The sequence below is a fragment of the Streptomyces sp. NPDC059080 genome, from assembly GCF_042739975.1.
In the GTDB taxonomy this organism is placed as follows: Bacteria; Actinomycetota; Actinomycetes; order Streptomycetales; family Streptomycetaceae; genus Streptomyces; species Streptomyces benahoarensis.
The window spans coordinates 49,489-71,538 of sequence record NZ_JBHYGX010000003.1; the positions used below are offsets into that span (position 1 = coordinate 49,489).

Below are 22,050 nucleotides of genomic sequence, written 5' to 3' on the forward strand. Positions count from 1 at the left end.
GGGGGGGTGGGGGCGCGCCCCCCGCGGGGGCTTAAATAAACAGGTCCAACCCCTCGTGTTTGGCCTGCAAACCCCCCGGGGGGGGCCCCCCACCCCCCCCCCCCCGGGTCAGCGACCGCGAAGCAGATGCTTGCGGATCTTGCCTACCGAGGTGCGCGGCAGTCCTTCGACGACCTCCACACACCCCGGAACCTTGAAAGACGCCAGCCTTTCCGTGCACCACTCGATCAACTCGCCCTCGGTGAAGGGGTGTTGACCGTTGAGTACGACGAAGACCTTCACCGTCTCGTCCCGGATCGGGTCCGGGATCCCGACCACCGCCGACTCGAAGACCGCGGGGTGCGCGTTGACGACCCGCTCGATCTCGCTCGACGACACGTTCTCGCCCGCGCGCTTGATGACGTCCTTGCCGCGGTCCACGAAGTGCACGAACCCGTCGGCGTCCGCCCGGACGTGGTCCCCGGTGCGCAGCCAGCCGCCGCCCAGCGCCTCGGCCGTCGCCTCCGGATTGCCCAGATAGCCGGTCATCAGCGTGCGCCCCGGAACGCCGCCGACGAGCAGTTCGCCGCTCTGGCCGCGGACGACGTCCCGCAGCCGCTCGTCGACCACCCGCAGCCGCGCGCCGGGCACCGGGCGGCCCATGCTCTGGTTGCGGCGCTTCCCGTGCAGCGGGTTCATCAGCGGCGGCGCGACGGTCTCGGTCATGCCGTACAGCTGGAGCAGCGGCACCTGGAACCGGCCCTCGAAATCCGTCAGTTGGGCGTCGGTGACGTTCTGCGCGAACAGCACCGCCCGCAGCCGGTGCGCGGTGTCGTGCGCCGACGGCTGCTGCGCCAGGATCATCCGGATCGGCGCGGCGAACAGGCTCGCCACCGTCGCGTTCAGCCGCACCGCCTGCTCGGACCAGCGCGAGGCGCTGAACCGCGGGGTCAGGGCGATCGAGGCGCCGGTGACCAGCGCGGACATCGAGGAGTAGTACTGCGCGTTGCCGTGGAACAACGGCAGCACGATCAGCTGCCGGTCCTCCGGCCGCAGCCGCAGCTGCCGGGCCACCACCTCGCCGGAGTGCAGATACGCCGTGTGCGGGACGACGACGCCCTTGGGGCGGCTGGTGGTGCCGGAGGTGTAGAGCACGCCGAGCGGCGCGGACGGATCGTCCACCGGCTGCGCGGGCCGGGCCGGCGCCGTGGCCAGCGCCCGCTCCAGGGACTGCTCCCCGGTTATCAGCAGCTGCTCACAGCAGGGCGAGTCGATGGCGGCGACCTGCGCGGCGGTGAGCAGTTCGGGCTGGGTCAGGCTCAGCCGGCACTCGGCGTTCGCGAGGACGTAGGAGAGTTCGTCGGCGGTGGAGAGGGGATTGGTGGGGACCATGACGGCGCCCGCCTTCGCCGCGCCGAACCACGCGTCGAAGAACTCGGGACGATTGGTCAGATGGACGTGGAAGCGACTGCTGGGCCCGATGCCCCGGCTGACCAGAAGGTCGGCCATCCGCTCGGCACGGCGGTCCATCTCGCCGTAGCTGATCGTCGTGACCGCACCCGACTCGTCCAGGAAGGAGAGGAACGGGCGGTCCGGATGGCTCCGGGCATGTCGCCGCAGGACACCGTGGACGGTGTCCTGTCCTGGGCTGCTCTGCCGTAGTGGTTGCACGCGGACCAGAGTCCGCGGCGTAGATCAGTTCCGGCGTAACGAACCATCAACTTGCCATTAACTGACGGCTGATGGGATTTCCGTACGGTGCCCGGAACGGCAAGAAGCACCGGACGGCGAACCGTCCGGTGCTGAGGGGGAGAGGTGCGGAGGGAGGGGGCGGGCCCGCAGGGCGGAGTCGGGGGAACTCCCGGGCCCGCCCCCTCCCGGGCCGACCGCCTTCAGGGGGGCGGTCGGCGGATGGGCCCCGCGGCGGCGGCGCGGCCCGGACGGGGGAGGAACGTCCCGGGACGCGGCCGTGAGGGTCGCCGCGAGGCGGTCAGGGGGCAGTGGTCAGTGGCGGGCCGTGCCGTGCCGCCCGGTGCCCGGCCGGGGCTCCTGGTGGCGGGGGCAGCGCGCGCAGCGGCACGGCGGGAACGCGGCGCTGATCGCGGGGTGCGGCGGCGCCCCGCCCAACGGCACGTCCACGTAACGGACTTCGGTCCGGGCGGACGTCGTCGGGTCGATCCGGTACACGTTCAGGGTCATGCGGGGCACGCGGCACCTCCGGCGGGGACCGGGGCGGTGGCGCGATCGGCGGGCGCGGGCCGGGCGGGGCGTACGAGGGCAGGGGGCATGGGGGGCAAGGTCCTCTCCGTCAGGCGGGGATACGCGGGGAGGGCCGGGCGGGACTCACGGAATGGGGCGCCGGCCGACGCCGGACGGCAGACCTGCCGCGGCGACTGCCCGCCATGAAACCGTCCCCGCCGAGATGCGGGCACCCCCGCCTGGGTGCCCCCGTAAGGGGGTGACCGGCGAGGCCGCGACGCGTCGGGGGAGGACCGGGCTCCATGCCCCCCCAGTGAAGCCGGGGGCTCAACTCCCCGTTAAGGACCGGACGAGCCGCGCGAAGGGACCCTACCGACCGGCGGCCACACGGGGCAACACCCCAAGAGTGATGGCCCTTTCCGCCTTCCGGTACCGGCGTCCCCTGGCATCGGGTGATCGGGCCGTGACAGGATGTGCCCGGGAGTCCCGACGGTGGACTTAACTCGCCGTTGGGTCCGTGGAGAGGGCCGCGCACGGGCCGGGCGACGGCACGCGCAGCCCGCCACGGAACGGCCGGACACGGGGGAAGGGCGGCGGGATGGCTGCGAAGGACCACACGGAGCACGCGGAGAACGGGAACGAAGGCGGCGTGGCGGGCAAGGACGCGCGGAGCGTGACGGCACGCGGCGACGCGGCGCGCCAGGACACCGGCACCCTCGCCGACCGGCTGGGCCGCCTCTTCACGCACATGCACCCGCCCGGCGCGCCGTACACCAACGCCCATGTCGCCGAGGAGATCAGCGGCGACGCGGCGCAGTACGGCGGGGTGCGCCTGACCGAGCAGTACCTCTCCATGCTGCGCAACGGCCGCCGGCGCAATCCCTCTCCCGAAGTCCTGCGCGCCCTCGCGAAGTTCTTCGGCGTCCCGGCCGGATATCTCCTGGGCGATCTGTCGCAGCCGCAGGCCGAGAAGGTGGAGGAGGAGGTCCGCTTCCTCGCCGCCATGCGCGATCAGCGGGTCCGCGCCATCGCGCTGCGCTCGGTGGGCCTGCCGCCCGACGTCCAGGAGAGCCTGACCACCATCATCGACCAGTTCCGCCGCCAGATGGACCTGCCGGGCAGGGGTGGTGCCACCGATGACGGTTGACCTGCCCCGGACCGACGGACCGGACCGGCTCTTCGCCACTTGGCGGCGGGCGCACGACGACGGGATGACCATGCGAGTGGGGCGGATACGCAGGCGCTGCAAGCGGCTCGTCAAGGAGCTGGCGCTGCCCGCCACGGTCGATCTGCGGGGCCTGTGCGACCTCGTCGCCGCGCGCGTCGGAGCCCCCGTCCACCTGGTGCCGATGAGCCTCGACGGCGTCGCCTCCGGCATGACGGCGGCCACCGACGACGCCTACTGGGTCTTCTACGAGAGCCGCACCTCGCCCTGGCACCAGGCCCACATCGTGCTGCACGAACTCGGCCACCTCCTCCTCGGCCACGACCGGAACCCCGCGCTCACCGAGGACGCGCTGCGGCTGTGGACCCCTTCCGTCGACGCGGCGACGGCCCTGCGCCGGATGGGCCTGACCCCGGGCCTCGCCCGCCACCACGGCTACGACAACCCCGCCGAACGCGAGACGGAGGTCCTGGGCACCCTCCTGATGGAGCGCCTCGCCCCGCCCACACAGGAGCCGTCGCCCCCGCCGCACGGCCGCGCCGCCGAACTCGCCGCCGCCCTCGGCCCGGCCCTCCAGCACCTCCGCCGCCCCGCCGCACCGCACCCCCCGGACACTGCGGCCACCGACGACGGTCCCGGCCCGGCCGACGGCGGCACGGGCCCCGGACCGGCCGCGCCCTCCGGCGACGACGGCGGTGACCCAAGTGCCTGACCTCTTCGACGTCCTCTACCTCTGCTTCGCCGCCGTCGCCTGGACGATCGTCGGCTACAAGACCACCGCCTGGCTCCGCGACCGCGCCAACGCCGACCTGGGCCTGGCCTGCGTGATGACCGGCAGCGTCGCCACCGTCTTCCTCTTCTCCGCGCCCAGCCTCTACCGCGCCTTCGATCGCCTGCTGGGCATCGCCAACCTCGCCATGGTCTTCCTCTACTCCGCCGTCATGGTCTTCGCCGTCGGCGCACAGGTGATGCTGGCCCGCTGGGCGGCGGGCGAGGGCGACGCGGCCCGCCGCCGCGCCCGCACCCGGGCCCGCGCCACGATCGCCGCCGTCGCGGTGCTGTGGGCGGTGGCCGTCACCGGCTTCGCCGTCGGCCGCCCCGACGCCGTCGAGCACCCCCGCGACTTCAGCACCGCCTACACCGGCGCCCCCGGGGTGATGCTCTTCCTCGGTCTCTACCTGGCCATCTTCGGCGCCAGCCTGGCCGCCCTGGGCTCGCTCTGCCTGCGCTACGCCGCCACCCTCGGCGCGTCCTGGCTCACCCGGGGCCTGCGGGTGATGTCCGCCGGGTGCCGCCTCGGGCTGGTCTACTGTGCCGCGAAACTCCTCGGCTTCGTCCTGTCCTGGGCCGGACGCCCCGCGCCCTGGCTCTCCAACGGCGTGGCCCCGCTCAGCGCCTCGGTCGCGGCGCTCCTCGTCCTCGCCGGGTTCGCCCTCCCGGCGGCCGGTCCCCGGGTGACGGCCTGGCGCCGCCTGCGCCGCCTCACCCCGCTGTGGCGGCAGGTCACCGAGCAGAACCCGGAGGTCACGATGGAACGCGGGGCCTGGCCGGGGCGGTGGCCCTTCGCCGACCTGGAGTGGCGGGCCAACCGCCGGATGGCCGAGATCCGCGACGTCCAGCGCTCCCTGCGCCACCACGTCGAGTCCGACACCCTCGACATCGCCGGGGAACGCGCCCGCGCCGTGGTGCCGGACGCCCGCCAGCGGGCGGCCGTCGCCGAGGCCGCCGCACTCCGCCGCGGCCTGGAGAACCGCGCGGTGGGCCATGTGCCCCCGCACGGCGCCGACACCGTCGTCGTCGCCCACGGCGGCGGGGACGGCCTGCTCGCCGCCGAGTACGAGCATCTGGCCCTGGTCGCCGACGTCTACCACTCACCGCTGATCGACACCGTACTCACGGAGCTGCGCCAGCGCAGCGCGGCGGCCCGCCACTGACGGCGGCACACCGACGGGGTGGCCCGGTACGGGGGTCCGGGCCACCCGCACCGCCTCCGTCGCGGGCGGCGCCTCCTCCCGGCTTCGGGCCGGGGGCGCCGCCTGCGACCGGGGGAGCGGGTCACCGCCCCGGCCACCCGGAGGCCCCTCAACTTCCCCTTTCCGAGGCTCCCTTGGGTGCGTACACCCTTTCGGATGTCAGACCCGGCAAAAGGCTTGCCGCCCGCGCGGGGCCGGGCTGTACTGATGCCGACGGTGCCCGGCGCACCGCTCCGGCCACCGGCCACCGCGTCCCACGCAGCGGCGCGCGGGTGCCCGCGACCGACGAGTCGACCACGGGGGTCCACGATGTCGCCACGCTCCGAAAGCACCACCCCGCCCGGCGTGTTCGCCGCCGCTCCGGCGCCCGGGCGGCCGTGATGACCGAGACGTCCGAGCCGGGGACCACACCGCCCGAGGGCGCCCCTCTTCCGTCGGTCGCGGTGGACGAGAACAAGGGCCTCGTCGTGGTCGGCAACCGTAACAACATCACCTATCAGCAGGGCGGATACGTCGTCACCCCCGGTCTCGGTGACCTCCCGCTGCGCCCGGCCCTCCCGCTGTCCACCGCGCCGCCTCCGCCGCTCTTCGGCCGCGACGAGCTGGTGGCGCAGGTCCTCGCCGACCTGACCGGCAAGGGAGCGGCGCAGCTCCACGGCGAGCCGGGCGTCGGCAAGAAGGCCGTCACCGAGGCGGTGCACGCCGCCCTCGCGGCGCGTGGCAGACGGGGCCACATCCTGCGCCCGCTCACCGGCACGGACACCACCCTGGCGTCCGTCGAACGGCGGCTGGCCGGGGTGTTCTTCGGGCAGGAGTTCCTGCGGGAGGTCGACGAGTCGCTGCTGCGCACCGCCGTCGCCGAGGTCACCGACGTCCATCTCACCCTCATCGACTGCCCGCTCGACCGCTCCGATCTGACCCGGCTGCGCCAGACCTTCCCCGGCTGCACCTTCCTGCTCACCTCCCGGTACGCGACGCTGCCGGACTCCTCCGCCGTCCACCACGTCCAGCCGCTCTCCCGGGACGCCGCGACGGAACTCCTCGGCGCCGAGCTGGGGCTGCCGCTCGGACCGGTCGGCCTGCAGAACCTCCAGTTCGACCACGTCTACCGGATGTCCGAGGGGCGCCCCCAACGCCTGTGCCGGTACGCGGCGTTCATCAAGGGATCCGACGAGTGGCGGGCCAGGGTCGCCGAGGAGCCCCACGGCCGGCCACCCCTCGTCGACCCGGAACAGCTCACGCCGCTGCACCAGGCCGAGGCGCTGGCGGTCGCGCTGAGTGAACCGGCCCGCCGGGTCCTGGTCGCCCTGGAGACGTTCGCGACGCCGCTGCCCGCCGCCTGGTTCGAGCCCGTCACCGGCGGGTCCCAGGACGCGGACGCCGGCCGGGAGTTGTGCGACCGCCGACTGGTGGTCCGGTACGGCGACACCTACCACCTCACCGGCGACGCCGCCGAAGCCGTCCGCCACCAGGAGTGGCCGCCCGCCGATGCGGGCGTCGCCGCGGAGGGGCTGATGACGGCATTCGCCGCCGAGGGCGGACCGCCGCCCCCGGACGCCCATCTCTATCTGACCGTCGCCCGGGCCCTGCGGGACGCCAAGAAGTGGTCCCTGACCGTCCGCTTCGTCCACGCCGCCGTGCCGATGGCGCTGGCCGCGGGCCGGGGCCAGATCGCCCTGCAGCTCTACGTCCTGGGCAAGGCCGCCGCCACCCGGGGCGGCAGCCAGCAGGACGCCGAGCACTACACCCGTGAGGAGAAGCTGACCCGCAACCTCCTGGAGGGCGACAAGGCCGCGGCGGCCGCCGCGCTGCTGATCCTCGCCCCGGCCGCGGGCCAGGCCGTGACGCACGGCGGCAAACTCGCCGGCTATATCGGCAAGGTCACCGCCACCCTCTCCACCAAGGCCGGTGCCACGGTCGCCGCGGTGAGCGTCGCCGCGGCCGCCGCCACCGGCGTGGTCGTCGCGACGAGCAACAGCACACCCGCCGGATGCGCAGAGGCCCGGGCGGCCGTCACACCCGACAGTCACAGCTCATCCGTCCGCACCTCCGACGACCTCGCCGCCAGCTACCGGCGGACCGCCACGGACCTGGACGCCGCGGCCGCCAAGGCCACCGACACGACGATCGCCTCCGGGATACGCGGCCGGGCGGTCAAGCTCCGCACCCTGGCCGACGCCCAGCAACGCGACGGCGACGGCCTCGGCGACGTCCACCCCGATGTCCGGTCCGCCCTCCTCAGCGCGAAGGAACTCCGCGAAAACATCCAGTCCCTTCGGGTGGTGATGAAGGTCTGCCCCGAGGAGTGACGCACCGCCGGGCACGGCGGCACCCGCACTCCGCCGCCGTGCCCGCGCGGACCGGGTCGCCCGTGGCCCGAGATCCCTCCCGGGCCGTGGGCGACCACCACGTGCTCTTCGCCCACCGACGGGCAGGGCCGTGCCCCGCCCACCCGCGCAGACGTCACCAACCCTTGCCCGGCAGGGAGTTCGCCCACCGCTGCCCGGACAGTCGTTCACCAACCTCTAGGGTCGGACACCATGCAGAACACCGCCGAGACCGGCCCCGCAGACCCCGTTGACGTGACGCCTCTTCTCGATGATCCGCATGCCGCGTACGCCACGCTGCGCGCGAGCGGGCCCGTCCACCGCATCACCGGCCCCGACGGACAACCCGCCTGGCTCGTCACCCGCTACGACGACGTCCGTGCCGCGCTCGCCGACCCGCGGCTCTCCCTCGACAAACGCCATGCCGCGCCCGGTGGTTACCGCGGCTTCGCGCTGCCCCCGGCGCTCGACGCCAACCTCCTCAACATGGACCCACCGGACCACACCCGGGTGCGCCGACTGGTCGTCCGCGCCTTCACCCCGGGCCGTGTCGAGGCCCTGCGCGCACCCGTACGCCGCGTCGCGGACGACCTCCTCGACGCCGTCGAACCGGCCGGGCGCGCCGACCTGATCGCCGACTACGCGGGCCATCTGCCGATCATCGTGATCTGCGACCTGCTCGGCGTACCCCGCGCCGACCGGCGGGACTTCCGCGCCTGGACCGACCGGCTGATCACCCCCGATCCGTCCCGTCCGGAGCTGATGAAGCAGACCATCGGCGACCTGCTCGCCTACTTCACCGGCCTCATCGCCACCAAGCGCGCCCACCCCGGCGACGACCTGCTCTCCGAACTCATCGCGGTTCGCGACGCCCCGGACGACGCCCCGGACGGCCCCCCGGACGGCACCCCGGACGGCGCCCCGGACGGCAGCGCCGCGACCGGTGGCGACCGGCTCTCCGAGGACGAACTGACCTCCCTGGCCTTCCTCATCCTCTTCGGCGGATACGAGAACACCGTCCACCTCGTCGGCAACGCCGTCCTCGCCCTCCTCGACCATCCCGAGCAACTGCGCGCGTTGCGCCGCAATCCGGCCGAACTGTCGAACGCGGTCGAGGAGTTCATGCGCTTCGATTCTCCGGCGCCGCTCGCCATCCGGCGGTTCCCCCGCGAGGACCTGGACATCGGCGGCGTCCGCGTCCCGGCGGGCGACTGCGTGCTGCTCTCCGTCGGCTCCGCCAACCGCGACGAGGTCCGCTTCCCCGACGCGGACCGCCTCGACCTCGCCCGTGATCTCTCCGGCCACCTCGCCCTCGGCCACGGCATCCACTACTGCCTGGGGGCGCCGCTCGCCCGGATGGAGACGGCGGTCGCGCTGGCCGCGCTCGTCGAACGGTTCCCCGGGCTGCGGCTGGACGTCCCGCGCGAGTCGCTCACCCACCGCCGGACCCTGCGCGCACGTGGCCTGATCTCGCTGCCTGTGACGTGGTGAGCCGCCGACGAACACGCTTTCCGAGGCATAAGTGTTCTGCGATGCGGTAGAAAGGTGTGGAGACCCGCCCGGTGTGCATCCCCCGTCGCACCGGGCGGGTCGCTGTGCGTGGGGGCGCGCCGTGACGGTCCGTGCCAGGAGGTGCTTTCCCGGTCGCCCGACTGGCCCAGCCGCCCTGCGGGACGCCCGGCGCCTCCATAGCGTGATCGTTATGTCACTCGATGCGTTCCTGTCCCGGAAGGCCGGTGCAGTGGCGGTGCTCGTCGCCACCGGCGTCTCGTCGGCCTGTATACCGGCCCCGGCCCTCGCGGCCGACGCGCACCGCCCGCCCGCTCCGGCCGTCGCCGGGGTGCAGGTGGCCGACGCACCGGGAGTGCCCCACCTCCCGGAGGGCCTGTCCGCCCTGTCGTGGGCCGTCACCGACGCCGACTCCGGCAGCGTCCTGGCCGCCAAGGACCTGCACCGCAAGCTGCCGCCGGCCAGCACCCTCAAGACCCTGTTCGCGGTCACCGCGCTGCCGAAGTTCGCGGCGGATTCGGTGCACCGGGTCGAGCCCGCCGACCTCGACGGCGTCGGCTCCGGCAGCAGCGTCGTCGGCGTCGAGGCGGGCAGCAGCTACGCGGTGGCCGATCTGTGGCGCGGGGTGTTCCTGCGGTCGGGCAACGACGCGGTGCATGTCCTGGCGTCGATGAACGGCGGCTGGGAGGCCACCGCCCGTGAGATGCAGGCGAAGGCCCGGGCGCTCGGCGCCAAGGACACGACCGTGAAGTCCCCGGACGGGTACGACACCCCGGGCCAGGTCTCGTCCGCGTACGACCTGACGGTGTTCGCCCGGGCGGGGCTCGCCAACGCCGACTTCGCGCGCTACTGCTCCACCGCGCAGGCCGACTTCCCGACCTCCCACGGCGTCACCCGCATCGAGAACACCAACCGGCTGCTGTCCGGCGCGAGCGGGATACCCCGCTATCCGGGGATCATCGGGGTGAAGAACGGCTACACCACCCGCGCCGGGAACACCCTGATCGCCGCGGCCCGACGCAACGGCCACACCCTGCTGGTGACCGTCATGAACCCGCGGTCCGGCGAGGCCAACGGCGTCTACAAGGAGGCCGCCGCGCTGCTGGACTGGGGTTTTGCGAGCGTGGGCACCGCGGAGCCGATCAGTTCGATGACCCGCGCGGTGGCGCCGGGCCCGGACGCGGAGCCCGCCACGCACACCACCCGCACCGACGCGGACGGCAACTCGCCCTGGCGGGACGCGCTCGCCCTGTGGGGCGGCGGGGTCGGCGCCGCCCTCCTCGCCATGGGCGCGGCGCTGGCCCGGCGGCAGCACCTCCGCCGCCGGGCGGACGAGACGGATGGATCGCGGACGCGGTAGCGGGGACGGGCCCGGCGGTGGCGCGGGCCGTGGCGCGGGGCCCTCACCGGCGCCTCCGCCACGGCCCCGTCCGCCGCTTCCCGCCGCGGCCCCAGGTGCCGGAACCCTCCGCCGTCTCCCGTAGGCGCCCCGGCTCAGGCGCGCAGCCGGGGCGCCGAACCGGCCGCCGGGACCGGGTCCGCCGGGGCGTCGCGCAGCCGCGCCGTCAGGCCGTGGACCCAGGTGGTCAGGGCCGCGACGTCGATGCCGTATGGGGCGGTGTCCGCGTACGGGGTGAGGGCCGCCGCGCCGCGGTCGAGCAGGGCGACGGCGCCGGTGGCGTTGGCGCGGGCCGCGTGGGTGAGGCCGACGGCGAGCTGTGCCAGGCCGCGCCAGAGCGCGCGCTCCGGATCAGGGGCGGTCTTCCAGGCGTCCTCCAGCACCTCATGCGCATGGAACGGCATCCCGGCGTCGAGCAGCCGCTGCGCCTCGGTCAGCGTCGCGTCCGGCGTCCGCACGACGCCCTCGGGCTGGCGGGCCACGCCCGGGGCGCCGTACGGCAGCGGACGCCCGAGCGCGTCGCGGGGCCGCGCGTTGCGGGCCCGCCCGTCGGCGTCCCGGTCGCGGCTCCGGGCGGAAGGCGGGGGTGCGGCGGCGGCCTCGGGTTCGGCGCCGCCCGGCGCGTGCGCCTGCGTGGACGCGGCTTCCGGGGCTCTCTCCCGTACGGACGCGGCTTCCGGCGAGCCCGCCCGCACCGATTCCGCGTCCGCCCGCCCCGCCGCCTCCCCGGCGCAGAAGCGGCAGCCGTCCCGGCCGCCGTCCGCCCGGTCGTCGATCCGACCGCAGACCTCGCAGACCCGGTCCAGCCAGCAGGCCGGGTCGCCGCCCTCGTCACCGGTGGCGGCCGGGCGTGGCGTATCGGCGGTGGTCCGTCCGGTGTCCCTCTCCGTGTCACTCACCCTTCGATTGTGCGCCGCCCGGGGGCCGGTACGCGTACGGGTCAGGGCAGCCGTGCCGGGGACGAGGCGTCGGGGACGCGGAGGGCGGGGGAGCCGTGGCCGTCGGCGGGGACGGTCCAGACGTCGCTGGAGCCGGTCTCCTTGCCGGGCAGCGCGTAGGCGAGGGTGGCGTCGTCCAGCCAGGCGGCCTGGTCGTCGACGCTGCGGGTCTCGGCGAGCGGGTGCTCCTTGAAGGTGCGCAGGTCGAGGACGTACAGCCGCCACGGGTCGCGGGCGCCGTCGCGGACGCGTTTCTTGAACGCGAGGCGGGTGTTGTCGGGGGAGAGCGAGGGGCACTCGACGTTCTCGCGGAGCGTGCGGGCCTGCCATTTCCGCAGGTCACCCTTTACGAGGTAGGTCTTGCCGGCCGTGGAGACCGTCGCGTAGAAGGTGCGGTCGTCGCGGGCGAAGGTGACGCCCCAGTAGTTGACGTCGGGGGCGTGGTAGCGGCGGCCGTCGAGGGTGAGGGGGACGCCCTCCATGTTCTTGATCAGATAGCCGGTGCGGGTGTCGAGGATCGAGGTGCGGGTGGAGAACGACGTGGTGGCGTACGAGTCGCCGGTGGCGAACATCGTCCAGGACAGCATCCGGCCGGAGGCCGAGACCCGCGCCCGGTTGGGGATGCCGGTCAGCCCGATCCGGCGCTTCTCCCGCAGGTGCTCGTCGAGGACGACGGCGTACGAGCGCGGCGGGATGCCGGGGCGGCGCTGGAGGCACAGTCCGGTGCGGGCCGCCGCGTAGAAGCGGTCGCAGCGCGGGCCGCCGGTGGTGCGCTCCCCCGGCTCGCGGGCGGCGGCGGGGGAGACGGCGGTGCGGCCGGTGGCGGGCAGCCGGGCGACGCGTCCCGCACCGGCACCGGTGGAGCGGAAGTACAGCCGGCCGTGGTCGAGGCCGAACGCCGAGACGGGGTCGGCCGGTTCGGCACGACGGGCCGCGCCCACGGTGTAGGCCACGGCGACACCGGCCAGCAGCGCCCCCGTCACGGCCAGCGCGAGGACGCGCATCCGCAGCGGCAGCGCGGCGAACCGGGCCGCGGCCCCGGAGGGCGCGGGCCGGACGCCCGGGGAGGCGGCGTCCGGCTCACCACCTTCCGGCGTCGGCGCATCCGGTGTGGTGGCCGCCCCGCAGGGCGGGGGGCTCGCGGGTGTCTCCCGCCGCTCCCCGCCCAGGGTCTCGCGCCCTTCGGCGGACTCGGCGGACTCGGCGGATCGGGACGGGCGTTGAGGCGGATTCATGCGGGCGTGAGGTGCCTTTCCGTGCGGGGGAGCAGGAGGGCCGACGCGAGCAGGGCCACCGCCAGCGCGACGAACGCGGCGATCAGCGCCGGGCGGGTGCCCCACAGCGTCCAGGCGGCGCCGAACCCGGCGGACGCCAGCAGACGGCACAGCGCCTGGCCGGTCTGGAGCAGCGCCATGCCGCTCGCCCGGCGTTCGGCCGGGAGCACCGGTCCGGCGAGTGCCATCAGGACGCCGTCGGTGGCCGCGTAGAAGACGCCGAGGAGCAGCAGGACGGCGGCGAGCAGCGGCAGTCCGGCGCCGGTCGTCAGCAGCAGGAGGTAGCCGCCGAGGAGGGCGGCGTGGCCGACGAGGAACGGCACCCGGCGGCCGATGCGGTCGCCGAGCCGCCCGGCGGGCACCGCCAGCAGCAGATAGACCGCCGCGGCGCCCAGCGGCAGCAGCGGGAACCAGCTGACCGCGAACTCCAGCCGCCGCTGCAACAGCAGATAGAGGAACGAGTCGCCGATGGTCGCGGCGCCCAGCAGTGCGGCGGCGGCGAAGATCCGCCGGAACGCCGCATCGCGCAGCGGGGCCAGCAGCGCGGCGCGCGGCCGGGGCGCGGCGGGCGGCCGGGGCGCGGCGGGCGGCGGCACGGGCGCCGTCGCGCGGTCCGGGACGAGGACGACGAGCATCAGCACGCCCAGCAGCCCCACGCAGAAGCTGACGACGAAGACCGCGTCGTAGGCGTCGGCGGTGGCCCACAGCAGCGCGAACGCGGCGAGGGGGCCGAGCAGCGCGCCGGTGGTGTCCATCGCGCGGTGCACGCCGAAGGCGCGGCCGAGCGCGTCGGGCGGGGCGCTGAGCGAGATCAGCGCGTCGCGGGGGGCGGTACGGACGCCCTTGCCGAGGCGGTCCGCGGCGAGGGCGGCGCCGATGCCGAGGGTGGCGCCGCCGGACAGCAGCAGTCCGAGGCGGGAGAGCGCGGAGAGGGCGTAGCCCCATCCGGCGACGAGTTTGTGGCGCCCGCCGCGGTCGGCGGCGTGCCCGCCGAGCAGCCGGACGAGGGCGGTGGCGCCGTTGTAGAGGCCGTCGAGGAAGCCGAACTGAAGGGGGGAGAGGCCGAGTTGGATGACGAAGTACAGCGGCAGCACGGCGGTGACCATCTCCGAGGAGATGTCGGTGACGAGGCTGACCGCGCCGAGGGCCAGTACCGGCCCGCCGACGCGGCCCCGCGTCACCTTGGTCGCCGTGCTAGCCGCGTCCGTGGTCGCGAGATACATGGTGCCCGGTGCCCGCCTTCGGGATCAGTGGCAGGTGTAGGACGGGCTGCTGTCCTTGGTCTTGCCGTCCGTGCCGATCAGATCCCAGGAGTAGCCGGTGTCGGTGAAGTTGAGCTTCACCACCCCGAAGGTGTCGGTCAGCCGCTTCTGGCTGTTGGGCTGCACCTCCTCGATCTTGTAGGGGTTGGCGCCGCCCATGCCGCCAAGGAGTTCGACGATGCCGTTCTTGTCGTCCCGCTTGCCGTCCGGGGTCTGCGGGGCGAACCGCTCGTAGTGGTGGTCGTGGCCGTTGAGGACCAGATCCGCCTTGGCGTCGTAGAGCGCCTTCCACACGGGGCGGCTGACCGGTTCGTTGCCGTGCTCGCCGGAGGAGAAGAGCGGGTGGTGGAAGTAGGTGGCGACGCACTTCTTCGTGGTGGCCTTGAGGTCGTCCTTGAACCACTTCAGCTGCGTGGAGTTGAGGTTGTTGGTGTCGAGGGCGATGAAGTGCCAGTTGCCCTCGTCGTAGCTGTAGTACGGCTTGCCCTTGGGGTAGGCGATGTCACCGAAGTACCCCTTGTAGCCCTTGAACTCGCCGTCCGGGTCGTACGTCTCGTGGTTGCCCGGGATGGGGTGGGTCTTGTTCTTGAAGGCGCCCCAGGTCTTGTCGTAGTAGCGGGTGAAGTCCTTGAGGCGGGCGTCGTCGTACTGGTTGTCGCCCATCGTCATGATGAACTTCGGGTTGATCTTCTTCACCAGCGCGGCGGTCTTGGGGTGTTCGCAGTCCTTGTCGTCCGCGGTGCACTGCTCGGCGATGTCCCCGGCGGCGACGACGGTGAAGGCGCCCGCCGCGCGGTCCGTGGAGGCGTCGGCGCGCCCGGCGGGGGACCACATCAGCACGCCGCCGGCGAGCGCGAGGGCGGCGGCGCCGGCCGCCGGGATGCCGATACGGGGGTTCTTGTGCAGGGGCTTCTTGGCGCGGGGGGTGGGCGTCATTTCCGTCTCCTGGTTCGGCACGGGGGGAGCCGTTCCCGAGGAATCCTGACGCTGGGTCATGTACGGGTCAAGATGTCGGCCCGTCATTGTTAGGAAACTTTCCTACTCGCCTTTCGTGAAGGACGTCAAGACCCCAAATCCCCTTGTCACGGCCAAAGTTCGGGCGTGGAGGCGTACTCGGGGTGCGTGCGCCGGGCGGTGCGCCGGGGCCGGAACCGCATACGCCGGGGCCCCCGGAGGATGTCCTCCGAGGGCCCCGGCGGCGGAGCGTCAGACCTCGCGGATGCCGCGTCCCGCCCAGGCGGGTGCGGGCACCACGAGCCCGGTGAGCGTCCGGTGCGTCGCCTCGGGCAGCGGCGCGGAGCGGCCGGTGCTCTGGTCGACGTGGAGTGCGAACAGCTCCTCCGTCGCCACCGGGTGGTCACCCGGTTCGCCCACGAACATCTCGTGCGCGAACCGCACCTTCTTCGCGTCGACGCCCAGCACCGAGGTGCGGACCGTCAGTGCGCTGCCGCGCGCCACCTCGTCGAGGTACCGCACATGCGCCTCGACCGTGTACAGCGAGCAGCCCGACCGCGTGCGGTAGGCGTCGTCCAGCCCGGTCTCCGCCATCAGTGCGTCCGTCGCGAAGCCGAACACCAGGACGTAGTACGCCTCGCTGAGGTGGCCGTTGTAGTCGATCCACTCGTCCCGGACGGTCTGCCGGAAGAGGGGGAGCGGGGCCGTCATCGGGCGGTGCCTCCCAGGCGGCCGGTGGCGCGCAGCACGTCGATGACGCCCTGGTCGCGCTCGGCGACGAGATCCGCGTACGTCCGCTCCCCGGCGGCCTCCTCGCAGCCGTCGACCATCGCGTCGCGCAGCTCGCGGTCCAGCTCGGGGGCCTCCAGGCGGGTCCACGGCGACTTCAGCGACGGGCCGAAGTGGTCGAGCATGTGGCCCATGCCGCCCTCGCCGCCGGCCAGCGCGAAGGTCAGGCAGGGACCCATGAACGCCCAGCGCAGGCCCGGGCCCTCGGTGATCGAGTCGTCGATGTCCTTCACCGTCGCCTCACCGTTGGCGACCATGTGCAGCGCCTCGCGCCACAGCGCCTCCTGGAGGCGGTTGGCGATGAAGCCGGGCAGCTCGCGGTCCATGGTGATGACGGACTTGCCCGCCACGTCGTAGAACCGCGACGACCACGCGACGGTGTCCGCGGCGGTGCTCTCGCCGCCGACGACCTCGACCAGCGGAATCAGGTACGGCGGGTTGAACGGGTGGCCGACGACCAGGCGGCCGGGGTCGGCGCCGTCACCGGACTGGGGCTGCATGTCGGTCATCGGGTAGCCGGAGGTCGACGAGGCGATGACCACGCCGGGCGGGGTGGCGGCGTCCAGCTCGGCGAGGAGGGAGCGCTTCAGCTCCAGCTTCTCCGGGGCGCTCTCCTGCACGAACTGCGCGTCGGCGACGGCCTCGGCGAGCGTCGCGGTGACCGTCAGCCGGTCCTGCGAGGCGCCCTCGGCAAGGCCGAGCTGCTCCAGCGCGGGCCAGGCGGCGGCAACCAGGCGCCGCAGCTTGTCCTCGGCGTCGGGGGCCGGGTCCCAGGCGGTCACGTCGTAGCCGCGGGCGAGGAAGTGGGCGACCCAGCCGCCGCCGATGACGCCCGCGCCGATACAGGCGACGCGGCGGACGTCCTCGGGGGCGCAGGGGGCAGGAGTGGCGGGAGTGGCAGGAGTGGTGTCGGTCATGGGAACTCCAGGTGTTCCGGGTGGGGAGGGAAGGGGACGGTCAGCCGCGGGGCTTGAGGCCGAGGCGGGCGCGGGCCTGGTCGGGGGTGGCGACCGTGGCGCCCAGCAACTCGGTGATCTGCACGGCGCGTTCGACGAGCTGGCCGTTGGTGGCCTTCACACCCCGGCTGAGGTAGAGGTTGTCCTCCAGGCCGACCCGGACGTTGCCGCCGAGCAGGATCGACTGCGCCACCCACGGCATCTGCATCCGGCCCAGCGCGAAGCTGGCCCACTGCGCGCCCTCGGGCAGCATGTTCACCATCGACTGGAGCACACCGGGCTCGGCGGGGGCGCCCCACGGGACGCCCATGCACAGCTGGAAGACGGTCGGGTCGTCGAGCAGGCCCTCGGCCAGCAGCTGCTTGGCGAACCACAGCTGACCGGTGTCGAAGATCTCCAGCTCCGGCCGCACGCCCAGCTCCTGGATGCGCTTGGCGCCGGCCCGCAGCATGTCGGGGGTGGAGACGTAGAGGTTGGAGCCGTCACCGAAGTTGAGCGAACCGCAGTCCAGGGTGCAGATGTCCGGCAGCAGGTCCTCGACGTGCGGCAGCCGCTCAAGACCGCCGACGAGGTCGGTGCCCGGCAGGTGCTTCAGCGGCTCGTCGGGGTCGACGACGAGGTCGCCGCCCATCCCGGCGGTGAGGTTGATGACGACGTCGGTGCCGGTGTCCTTGATCCGCGCGACGGTCTCCGCGTAGAGCTTCGGATCGCGCGAGGGCGCGCCGGTCTCGGGGTCGCGGACGTGGATGTGGACGACGGCGGCGCCCGCCGCGGCCGCCTCGACGGCGGAGGCGGCGATCTGCTCCGGCGTCACCGGGACGTGCGGGGAGCGGCCGACGGTGTCGCCCGCGCCGGTCAGCGCACAGGTGATGATGACCTCGTTGTTCACGGGATTCCCTTCGGAGGGGGGCAGGGGAGGGCCGGCGCCGGGCGGCGGCGGCCGGTAGGACGTGCGGACTCAGTCCGCGGTGACCTCGCTCGCCACGAAGGCGAGCAGGGCGTCGTGCATGGTGTCGGGGCCGGTGCTGTCCGGCGCGGTGGCCAGGACCTGGGTGGCCAGACCGTCGATCAGCGCGGTCAGCCGCAGCGCGGTGAACTCCGGGTCCAGGTCGCGGAAGACGCCCTGGCCGATGCCGCGGCGCAGCACCTCGGCGACGGTGGTGCGCCACTGCCGGTAGTAGTGCTCGTGGAGGCGGCCGATCGCGGTGGAGCGGGCGGCCTGCGCCCACAGGTCCAGCCAGACCAGCCACTGACAGCGCTGCTGGTCGGTGCGGGGCGTCTGGAGGGCGATCAGATGCAGCAGCTCGGCGCGGGCGTCGGCCGCCGTGGCAAGGCCCGCGGCCCGGCGGGCGGTGTCCTCGTCCATGCACCAGCGCACCGCGGCCTCCAGCAGCTCGTCGCGGCCGGGGAAGTGGTAGTGCACGGCCGCGGTGCTGGTGCCGCAGGCCGCCGCGATGTCGGCGACCCGTACGCCGTGGAAGCCGTGCTCGGCGATGAGCCGGACGGTCTCGCGGACGATCTGGAGCGGGCGGCCGCCGTCCGGTACCGGCACCGGACCGGCCGCGGGCGGCGGCGCGGGGCGCTGCGCCGGGCCGAGGAGGCGGCCCGCGTCGACGCCGGTGATGCCGGCGATCCGGACGATCTCGGCGACGGTGAAGCGGCGGCCGCCGTTGAGCGAACGGGAGAGCTTCGAGGGGTCCATCACGATCCGGCGGGCGACCTCGCGGCGGCTGCATCCCAGCCCGTCGATCGCCTGCCGGACGCGTTCCGTGAGCGCCCCGGCGTCATCGGGCACCCGGGCTGCGGGGTTGTCCGTCATGGTCCGGGACCGTAGCAGCCGTGTTGAGATCATCGCAACGGTGAGAAGGAATCAAGCAATCTAAACTCGCTTTGAGCAGGGATTTTCTCGCGTTGTGGTGACTGACTGATGCGAAAGTCAGTCGCGGGAGCCGTGGGTCGGCCGGTGCGGGAGGGGCGCCCGAAAAGCCCTGATACCGGCGCGTATGGGACAGTGGCGGCATGGCTGACCGGGGAGCGAAGCGGCCCACCGTGTCGGTGCCGGACGACTGGCCCGCCCACCCGGATCTCACCCTTGCCCTCAACCGCATGGGCGGATTCGACTGGGACCTCGACCGGGGGCTGCTGCACATGGACCCGCCCGCGCTACGGCTCTTCGACATGCCCCCGCAGGCGTACGACGACCGGCCCGCCACCCTCGCCGACCGCGTCCCGCCCGGCGAGGCCGCCCGCCTCGACGCCCACGTCGCCCGCGCCCTCAAGGACGGCAGCGACTCCTACGGCGCCTACCGAAGGGCTCTGCCGACCGCTGCCCGCCGCCGGGGGCCTGCCCCTTGGACTCTCCGCTGAGTTCACCCGTCTGGATTACCCCGTCACCACAGTGCAGCTCGCTCCGGGTGACACGCTCCTGCTCTGCACTGACGGCCTCGTCGAGACGCCCGGCATTGATCTCTGCTCGTGGACCGGCTGGTCGATGTCTGGGGAGTGGAACCGCGGGGCGGCGGCAAGTGCGTATGGTGCGAGTTCAACTGCCCCTGACCGGGGGCCGAACGGCCACCTGGGCCGGGCGCCCGGCCCACCCGCCCCGCGGGCCGGGCCGCCGCGCCGCGTACGCACCCCGGGGGCACCGGACGCCGAGACATCGGCACGCGCGAGTGAAGGACGCACCATGGAATCGCGGTCGGCACAACAGTCGGCACAGGCACGTCAGCTGTCGGCGCGGCTGGACGCCGAAGGGGTCCGCAACACCGCCCTGACCTGGGTCGACAATGCGGGCATCGCCCGCGTCAAGGCCGTCCCGGCACACCGCCTGGAGCAGGTCGCCCACCGTGGCGTCGGCATGTCCCCCGTCTTCGACGTGTTCACCTCCGACGACGCCATCACCGAATCCGCCCACATCGGTGGCCCCGACGGCGATCTGCGGCTCTTCCCCGACCTGGACCGCGTCACCCCGCTCGCCGCACAGCCCGGCTGGGCCTGGGCGCCCGCCGACCGCTACGACCAGCTGGGCGCCCCGCACCCCGCCTGCCAGCGGCAGTTCGCCCGCCGGATGACCGACCGCGCGGCGGAGCACGGCCTGGGGCTGCGGATGGGCTTCGAGACCGAATGGGTCGTCACCCGCGTCCCCGAGCCCGGCACGCCGGCCGCCACCGGCCCGGAAGCCCCGCTCGACTTCCCCTGCGCCGGGCCCGCCTACGGCATGACCCGCGTCGTCGAACTCTCCGACTACCTCCGCGACACCACCGAGGCGCTCACCGTCCAGGGCATCGACGTCCTCCAGATCCACCCGGAGTACGCGGCCGGCCAGTTCGAGGTCTCCACCGCCGCCGCCGACCCGGTGCGCGCCGCCGACGACGTCGTTCTCGTCCGCGAGACCGTCCGCGCCGTCTCCGCCCGCCACGGGCTGCGCGCCTCCTTCGCCCCCACCGTCGTCGCCGGGCTCGTCGGCAACGGCTGCCACCTCCACCTCAGCCTCCACCGCGACGGCCGCTCCCTGCACCGCGACCCCGTCGCCGCCCACGGTCTGGCGCCCGACGCGGCGGCGTTCCTCGGCGGCGTCCTGGAGGCGCTGCCCGCCCTCCTCGCCCTCGGCTGCCCGTCACCCGCCAGCTATCTGCGCCTCCAGCCGTCGCACTGGGCGGGCGTCTACCAGTGCTGGGGCGTGGAGAACCGCGAGGCCGCGATGCGGCTGGTCACCGGCGCGCCCGACGACCCGGACGGCGGCCACGCCGAGCTGAAGCCGTTCGACGCCGCCGCCAACCCCTATCTCGTCGTCGGCGCGGTCCTCGCCGCCGGGCTCCACGGCCTGACCTCCGGAGACCGTCTCCCCGACCCGGTCAGCGGCGACCCCGGCGTCCTCGGTGTCCGCGAGCGTGGCCGCCGCGGCATCGTCCGCCTCCCCACCACCCTCACCGACTCCACCGACCATCTGGAGAAGTCGGCGCCGCTGCGGGAGGCGATGGGCGACGTGCTGCACGGCGCGGTGCTCGCCGTGCGCCGCGCGGAGGCCGCGCGGTTCGCGGGCGAGGGCGACGAGGAGATCGCCGCCGAGACCCGGTGGCGCTGGTGACGCCGCCGGACGGGCTGCCGCCGCTCGTCGACCACCACTGCCACGGCGTGATCCGCCACCACCCGGAGGCCGACGAGTTCGCCGGATATCTCACCGAGTCCGACCGGCCGCCCGCCCCGGGCACCAGCTACCTCGACACCCAGGCCGGGTTCGCGGTCCGCCGCTGGTGCCCGCCCGCCCTCGGCCTGCCGCCGCACTGCCCGCCCGCCGACTACCTCGCCCGCCGCGCCGAACTCGGCCCCGACGAGGCCCGCCGCCGCCTGCTCACCGCGGCGGGCATCGGCGCCTACCTCGTCGACACCGGACTGCCCGGACCGCTCACCGGCCCCGCAGAGACCGCCGCGTCCGGCGACGGCACCGGGCACGAGGTCGTCCGCCTGGAGAACCTGGCCGAACGCGCCGCCCAACAGGCCGCGGACGCCGAGGAGTTCACCCACACCCTGGCGCGCTTCGTACGCGACGCCGCGGCGCACGCCGTCGCCTTCAAGACCGTCGCCGCCTACCGCCACGGACTCGCCCTCCAGGCCCGCCCGCCCGGCCCGGACGCGGTACACGCCGCCGCCCGCGCCTGGCTCGCCGCCGAGGCCGGTCGTCACACTCCCGGCCCGGCCCGGCTCACCGACCCGGTCCTCCTGCGCCACCTCCTCGAACTCGCCGTCGCCACCGGCCTGCCGCTCCAGATCCACACCGGCTTCGGCGACCCCGACCTGCGTCTGCACCACGCCGACCCGTCCCTGCTCACCGACTTCGTCCGCGCCACCGCCGACACCGGCACCCCGCTCGTCCTGCTGCACTGCTACCCGTACCACCGCCAGGCCGCCTACCTCGCGGCCGTGTACCCGCACGTGTACGCCGACGTCGGCCTCACCCTCGGCCACACCGGCGCCCACGCCGCCGCCGTGCTCGCCGAATTCCTGGAACTGACCCCGTTCGGCAAACTCCTCTTCTCCACCGACGCGTACGGCCTGCCCGAGCTGTACACCGTCGGCAGCGCCGTCTTCCGCTCCGCGCTGCGCACCGTCCTCGACGGCTGGACACACACCGGCGCCTGGTCGTACGAGGACGCCGCCCGCATCGCCGCACTGATCGCGGCGGGCAACGCACGGCGGGTGTACGGGCTGGGGGAGGGCTCCTAGCGGCGGAGAGCCGGCGGACGGCGTGCGCCCCGGCCGGTCCGCCACTCTGACGGGGGCCACGGGCCGCCGGGAAGCCGAGCGGGCCGCCCCGGAAACTGCCCGC

General features: G+C 74.1%; 18 protein-coding genes and 1 pseudogene. 9 read left to right on the forward strand and 10 right to left on the reverse strand.

Annotated elements, in window-relative coordinates:
* Positions 1-108 precede the first annotated feature (108 nt).
* Complete coding sequence (locus tag ACFWWQ_RS02705; RefSeq protein WP_384588949.1) at positions 109-1,650, reverse strand: AMP-binding protein; 1,542 nt, start codon at positions 1,648-1,650, stop codon at positions 109-111.
* A 333-nt stretch (positions 1,651-1,983) separates the two neighbouring features.
* Entirely contained in the window at positions 1,984-2,178 is a 195-nt protein-coding gene (locus ACFWWQ_RS02710; protein ID WP_384588952.1) for a hypothetical protein, read from the reverse strand.
* A gap of 673 nt (positions 2,179-2,851) precedes the next feature.
* Between ACFWWQ_RS02710 and ACFWWQ_RS02715 the strand changes: the two genes are divergently transcribed.
* The 6 genes from ACFWWQ_RS02715 (at position 2,852) to ACFWWQ_RS02740 (ending at position 10,512) form a co-directional block, all read left to right on the forward strand.
* Complete coding sequence (locus ACFWWQ_RS02715) at positions 2,852-3,325, forward strand: helix-turn-helix domain-containing protein (protein ID WP_384589501.1); 474 nt, start codon at positions 2,852-2,854, stop codon at positions 3,323-3,325.
* Positions 3,315-4,055, forward strand: a complete 741-nt coding sequence (locus tag ACFWWQ_RS02720; protein WP_384588954.1) for a hypothetical protein — start codon at positions 3,315-3,317, stop codon at positions 4,053-4,055. Before ACFWWQ_RS02715 ends, ACFWWQ_RS02720 begins: the two co-directional genes overlap by 11 nt.
* Positions 4,048-5,277, forward strand: coding sequence for an MAB_1171c family putative transporter (locus ACFWWQ_RS02725; RefSeq protein ID WP_384588957.1), 1,230 nt, complete (start codon positions 4,048-4,050; stop codon positions 5,275-5,277). The genes ACFWWQ_RS02720 and ACFWWQ_RS02725 overlap by 8 nt, the downstream gene beginning before the upstream one ends.
* Before the next feature lie 419 nt (positions 5,278-5,696).
* Positions 5,697-7,625, forward strand: coding sequence for a hypothetical protein (locus ACFWWQ_RS02730; RefSeq protein WP_384588960.1), 1,929 nt, complete (start codon positions 5,697-5,699; stop codon positions 7,623-7,625).
* 231 nt (positions 7,626-7,856) lie between these two features.
* Positions 7,857-9,134: a cytochrome P450 gene (locus ACFWWQ_RS02735; protein ID WP_384588963.1), complete on the forward strand. Its 1,278-nt coding sequence runs from the start codon at positions 7,857-7,859 to the stop codon at positions 9,132-9,134.
* Between the two features lie 211 nt (positions 9,135-9,345).
* On the forward strand, positions 9,346-10,512 hold the full coding sequence (locus ACFWWQ_RS02740) for a D-alanyl-D-alanine carboxypeptidase family protein (protein WP_384588966.1): 1,167 nt from the start codon (positions 9,346-9,348) through the stop codon (positions 10,510-10,512).
* 134 nt (positions 10,513-10,646) lie between these two features.
* On the opposite strand, the gene ACFWWQ_RS02745 is transcribed toward ACFWWQ_RS02740, so the two are convergent.
* The 8 genes from ACFWWQ_RS02745 to ACFWWQ_RS02780 all read right to left on the reverse strand — a co-directional run bounded on the left by ACFWWQ_RS02745 (position 10,647) and on the right by ACFWWQ_RS02780 (position 18,543).
* On the reverse strand, positions 10,647-11,450 hold the full coding sequence (locus tag ACFWWQ_RS02745) for a DUF309 domain-containing protein (protein ID WP_384588969.1): 804 nt from the start codon (positions 11,448-11,450) through the stop codon (positions 10,647-10,649).
* A 41-nt stretch (positions 11,451-11,491) separates the two neighbouring features.
* Positions 11,492-12,493, reverse strand: a complete 1,002-nt coding sequence (locus tag ACFWWQ_RS02750; RefSeq protein ID WP_384589504.1) for a hypothetical protein — start codon at positions 12,491-12,493, stop codon at positions 11,492-11,494.
* 227 nt (positions 12,494-12,720) lie between these two features.
* The gene (locus ACFWWQ_RS02755) at positions 12,721-13,986 is read right to left on the reverse strand and encodes an MFS transporter (RefSeq protein ID WP_384588972.1); all 1,266 of its coding nucleotides are present in this window, start codon (positions 13,984-13,986) and stop codon (positions 12,721-12,723) included.
* 24 nt (positions 13,987-14,010) lie between these two features.
* Positions 14,011-14,961, reverse strand: coding sequence for a metallophosphoesterase family protein (locus ACFWWQ_RS02760; protein WP_384588975.1), 951 nt, complete (start codon positions 14,959-14,961; stop codon positions 14,011-14,013).
* Positions 14,962-15,231: 270 nt separating this feature from the next.
* Positions 15,232-15,690 (reverse strand): thioesterase family protein, encoded by a 459-nt coding sequence (locus ACFWWQ_RS02765; RefSeq protein ID WP_384588978.1) that lies wholly within the window; start codon positions 15,688-15,690, stop codon positions 15,232-15,234.
* Positions 15,687-16,685 (reverse strand): 3-hydroxyacyl-CoA dehydrogenase NAD-binding domain-containing protein, encoded by a 999-nt coding sequence (locus tag ACFWWQ_RS02770; protein ID WP_384588981.1) that lies wholly within the window; start codon positions 16,683-16,685, stop codon positions 15,687-15,689. Before ACFWWQ_RS02770 ends, ACFWWQ_RS02765 begins: the two co-directional genes overlap by 4 nt.
* 40 nt (positions 16,686-16,725) lie before the next feature.
* Positions 16,726-17,613, reverse strand: a complete 888-nt coding sequence (locus tag ACFWWQ_RS02775; protein ID WP_384588984.1) for a 3-keto-5-aminohexanoate cleavage protein — start codon at positions 17,611-17,613, stop codon at positions 16,726-16,728.
* Positions 17,614-17,682: 69 nt separating this feature from the next.
* Positions 17,683-18,543 (reverse strand): TetR family transcriptional regulator C-terminal domain-containing protein, encoded by an 861-nt coding sequence (locus ACFWWQ_RS02780; RefSeq protein ID WP_384588987.1) that lies wholly within the window; start codon positions 18,541-18,543, stop codon positions 17,683-17,685.
* A gap of 200 nt (positions 18,544-18,743) precedes the next feature.
* Between ACFWWQ_RS02780 and ACFWWQ_RS02785 the strand changes: the two are divergent.
* The 3 genes and pseudogenes from ACFWWQ_RS02785 to ACFWWQ_RS02795 all read left to right on the forward strand — a co-directional run.
* A pseudogene (locus ACFWWQ_RS02785) lies at positions 18,744-19,082 on the forward strand (protein phosphatase); the annotation flags it as partial.
* A 328-nt stretch (positions 19,083-19,410) separates the two neighbouring features.
* Positions 19,411-20,811 (forward strand): glutamine synthetase, encoded by a 1,401-nt coding sequence (locus ACFWWQ_RS02790; protein WP_384589507.1) that lies wholly within the window; start codon positions 19,411-19,413, stop codon positions 20,809-20,811.
* Positions 20,799-21,947, forward strand: a complete 1,149-nt coding sequence (locus tag ACFWWQ_RS02795; protein WP_384588990.1) for an amidohydrolase family protein — start codon at positions 20,799-20,801, stop codon at positions 21,945-21,947. The genes ACFWWQ_RS02790 and ACFWWQ_RS02795 overlap by 13 nt, the downstream gene beginning before the upstream one ends.
* Positions 21,948-22,050 lie beyond the last annotated feature (103 nt).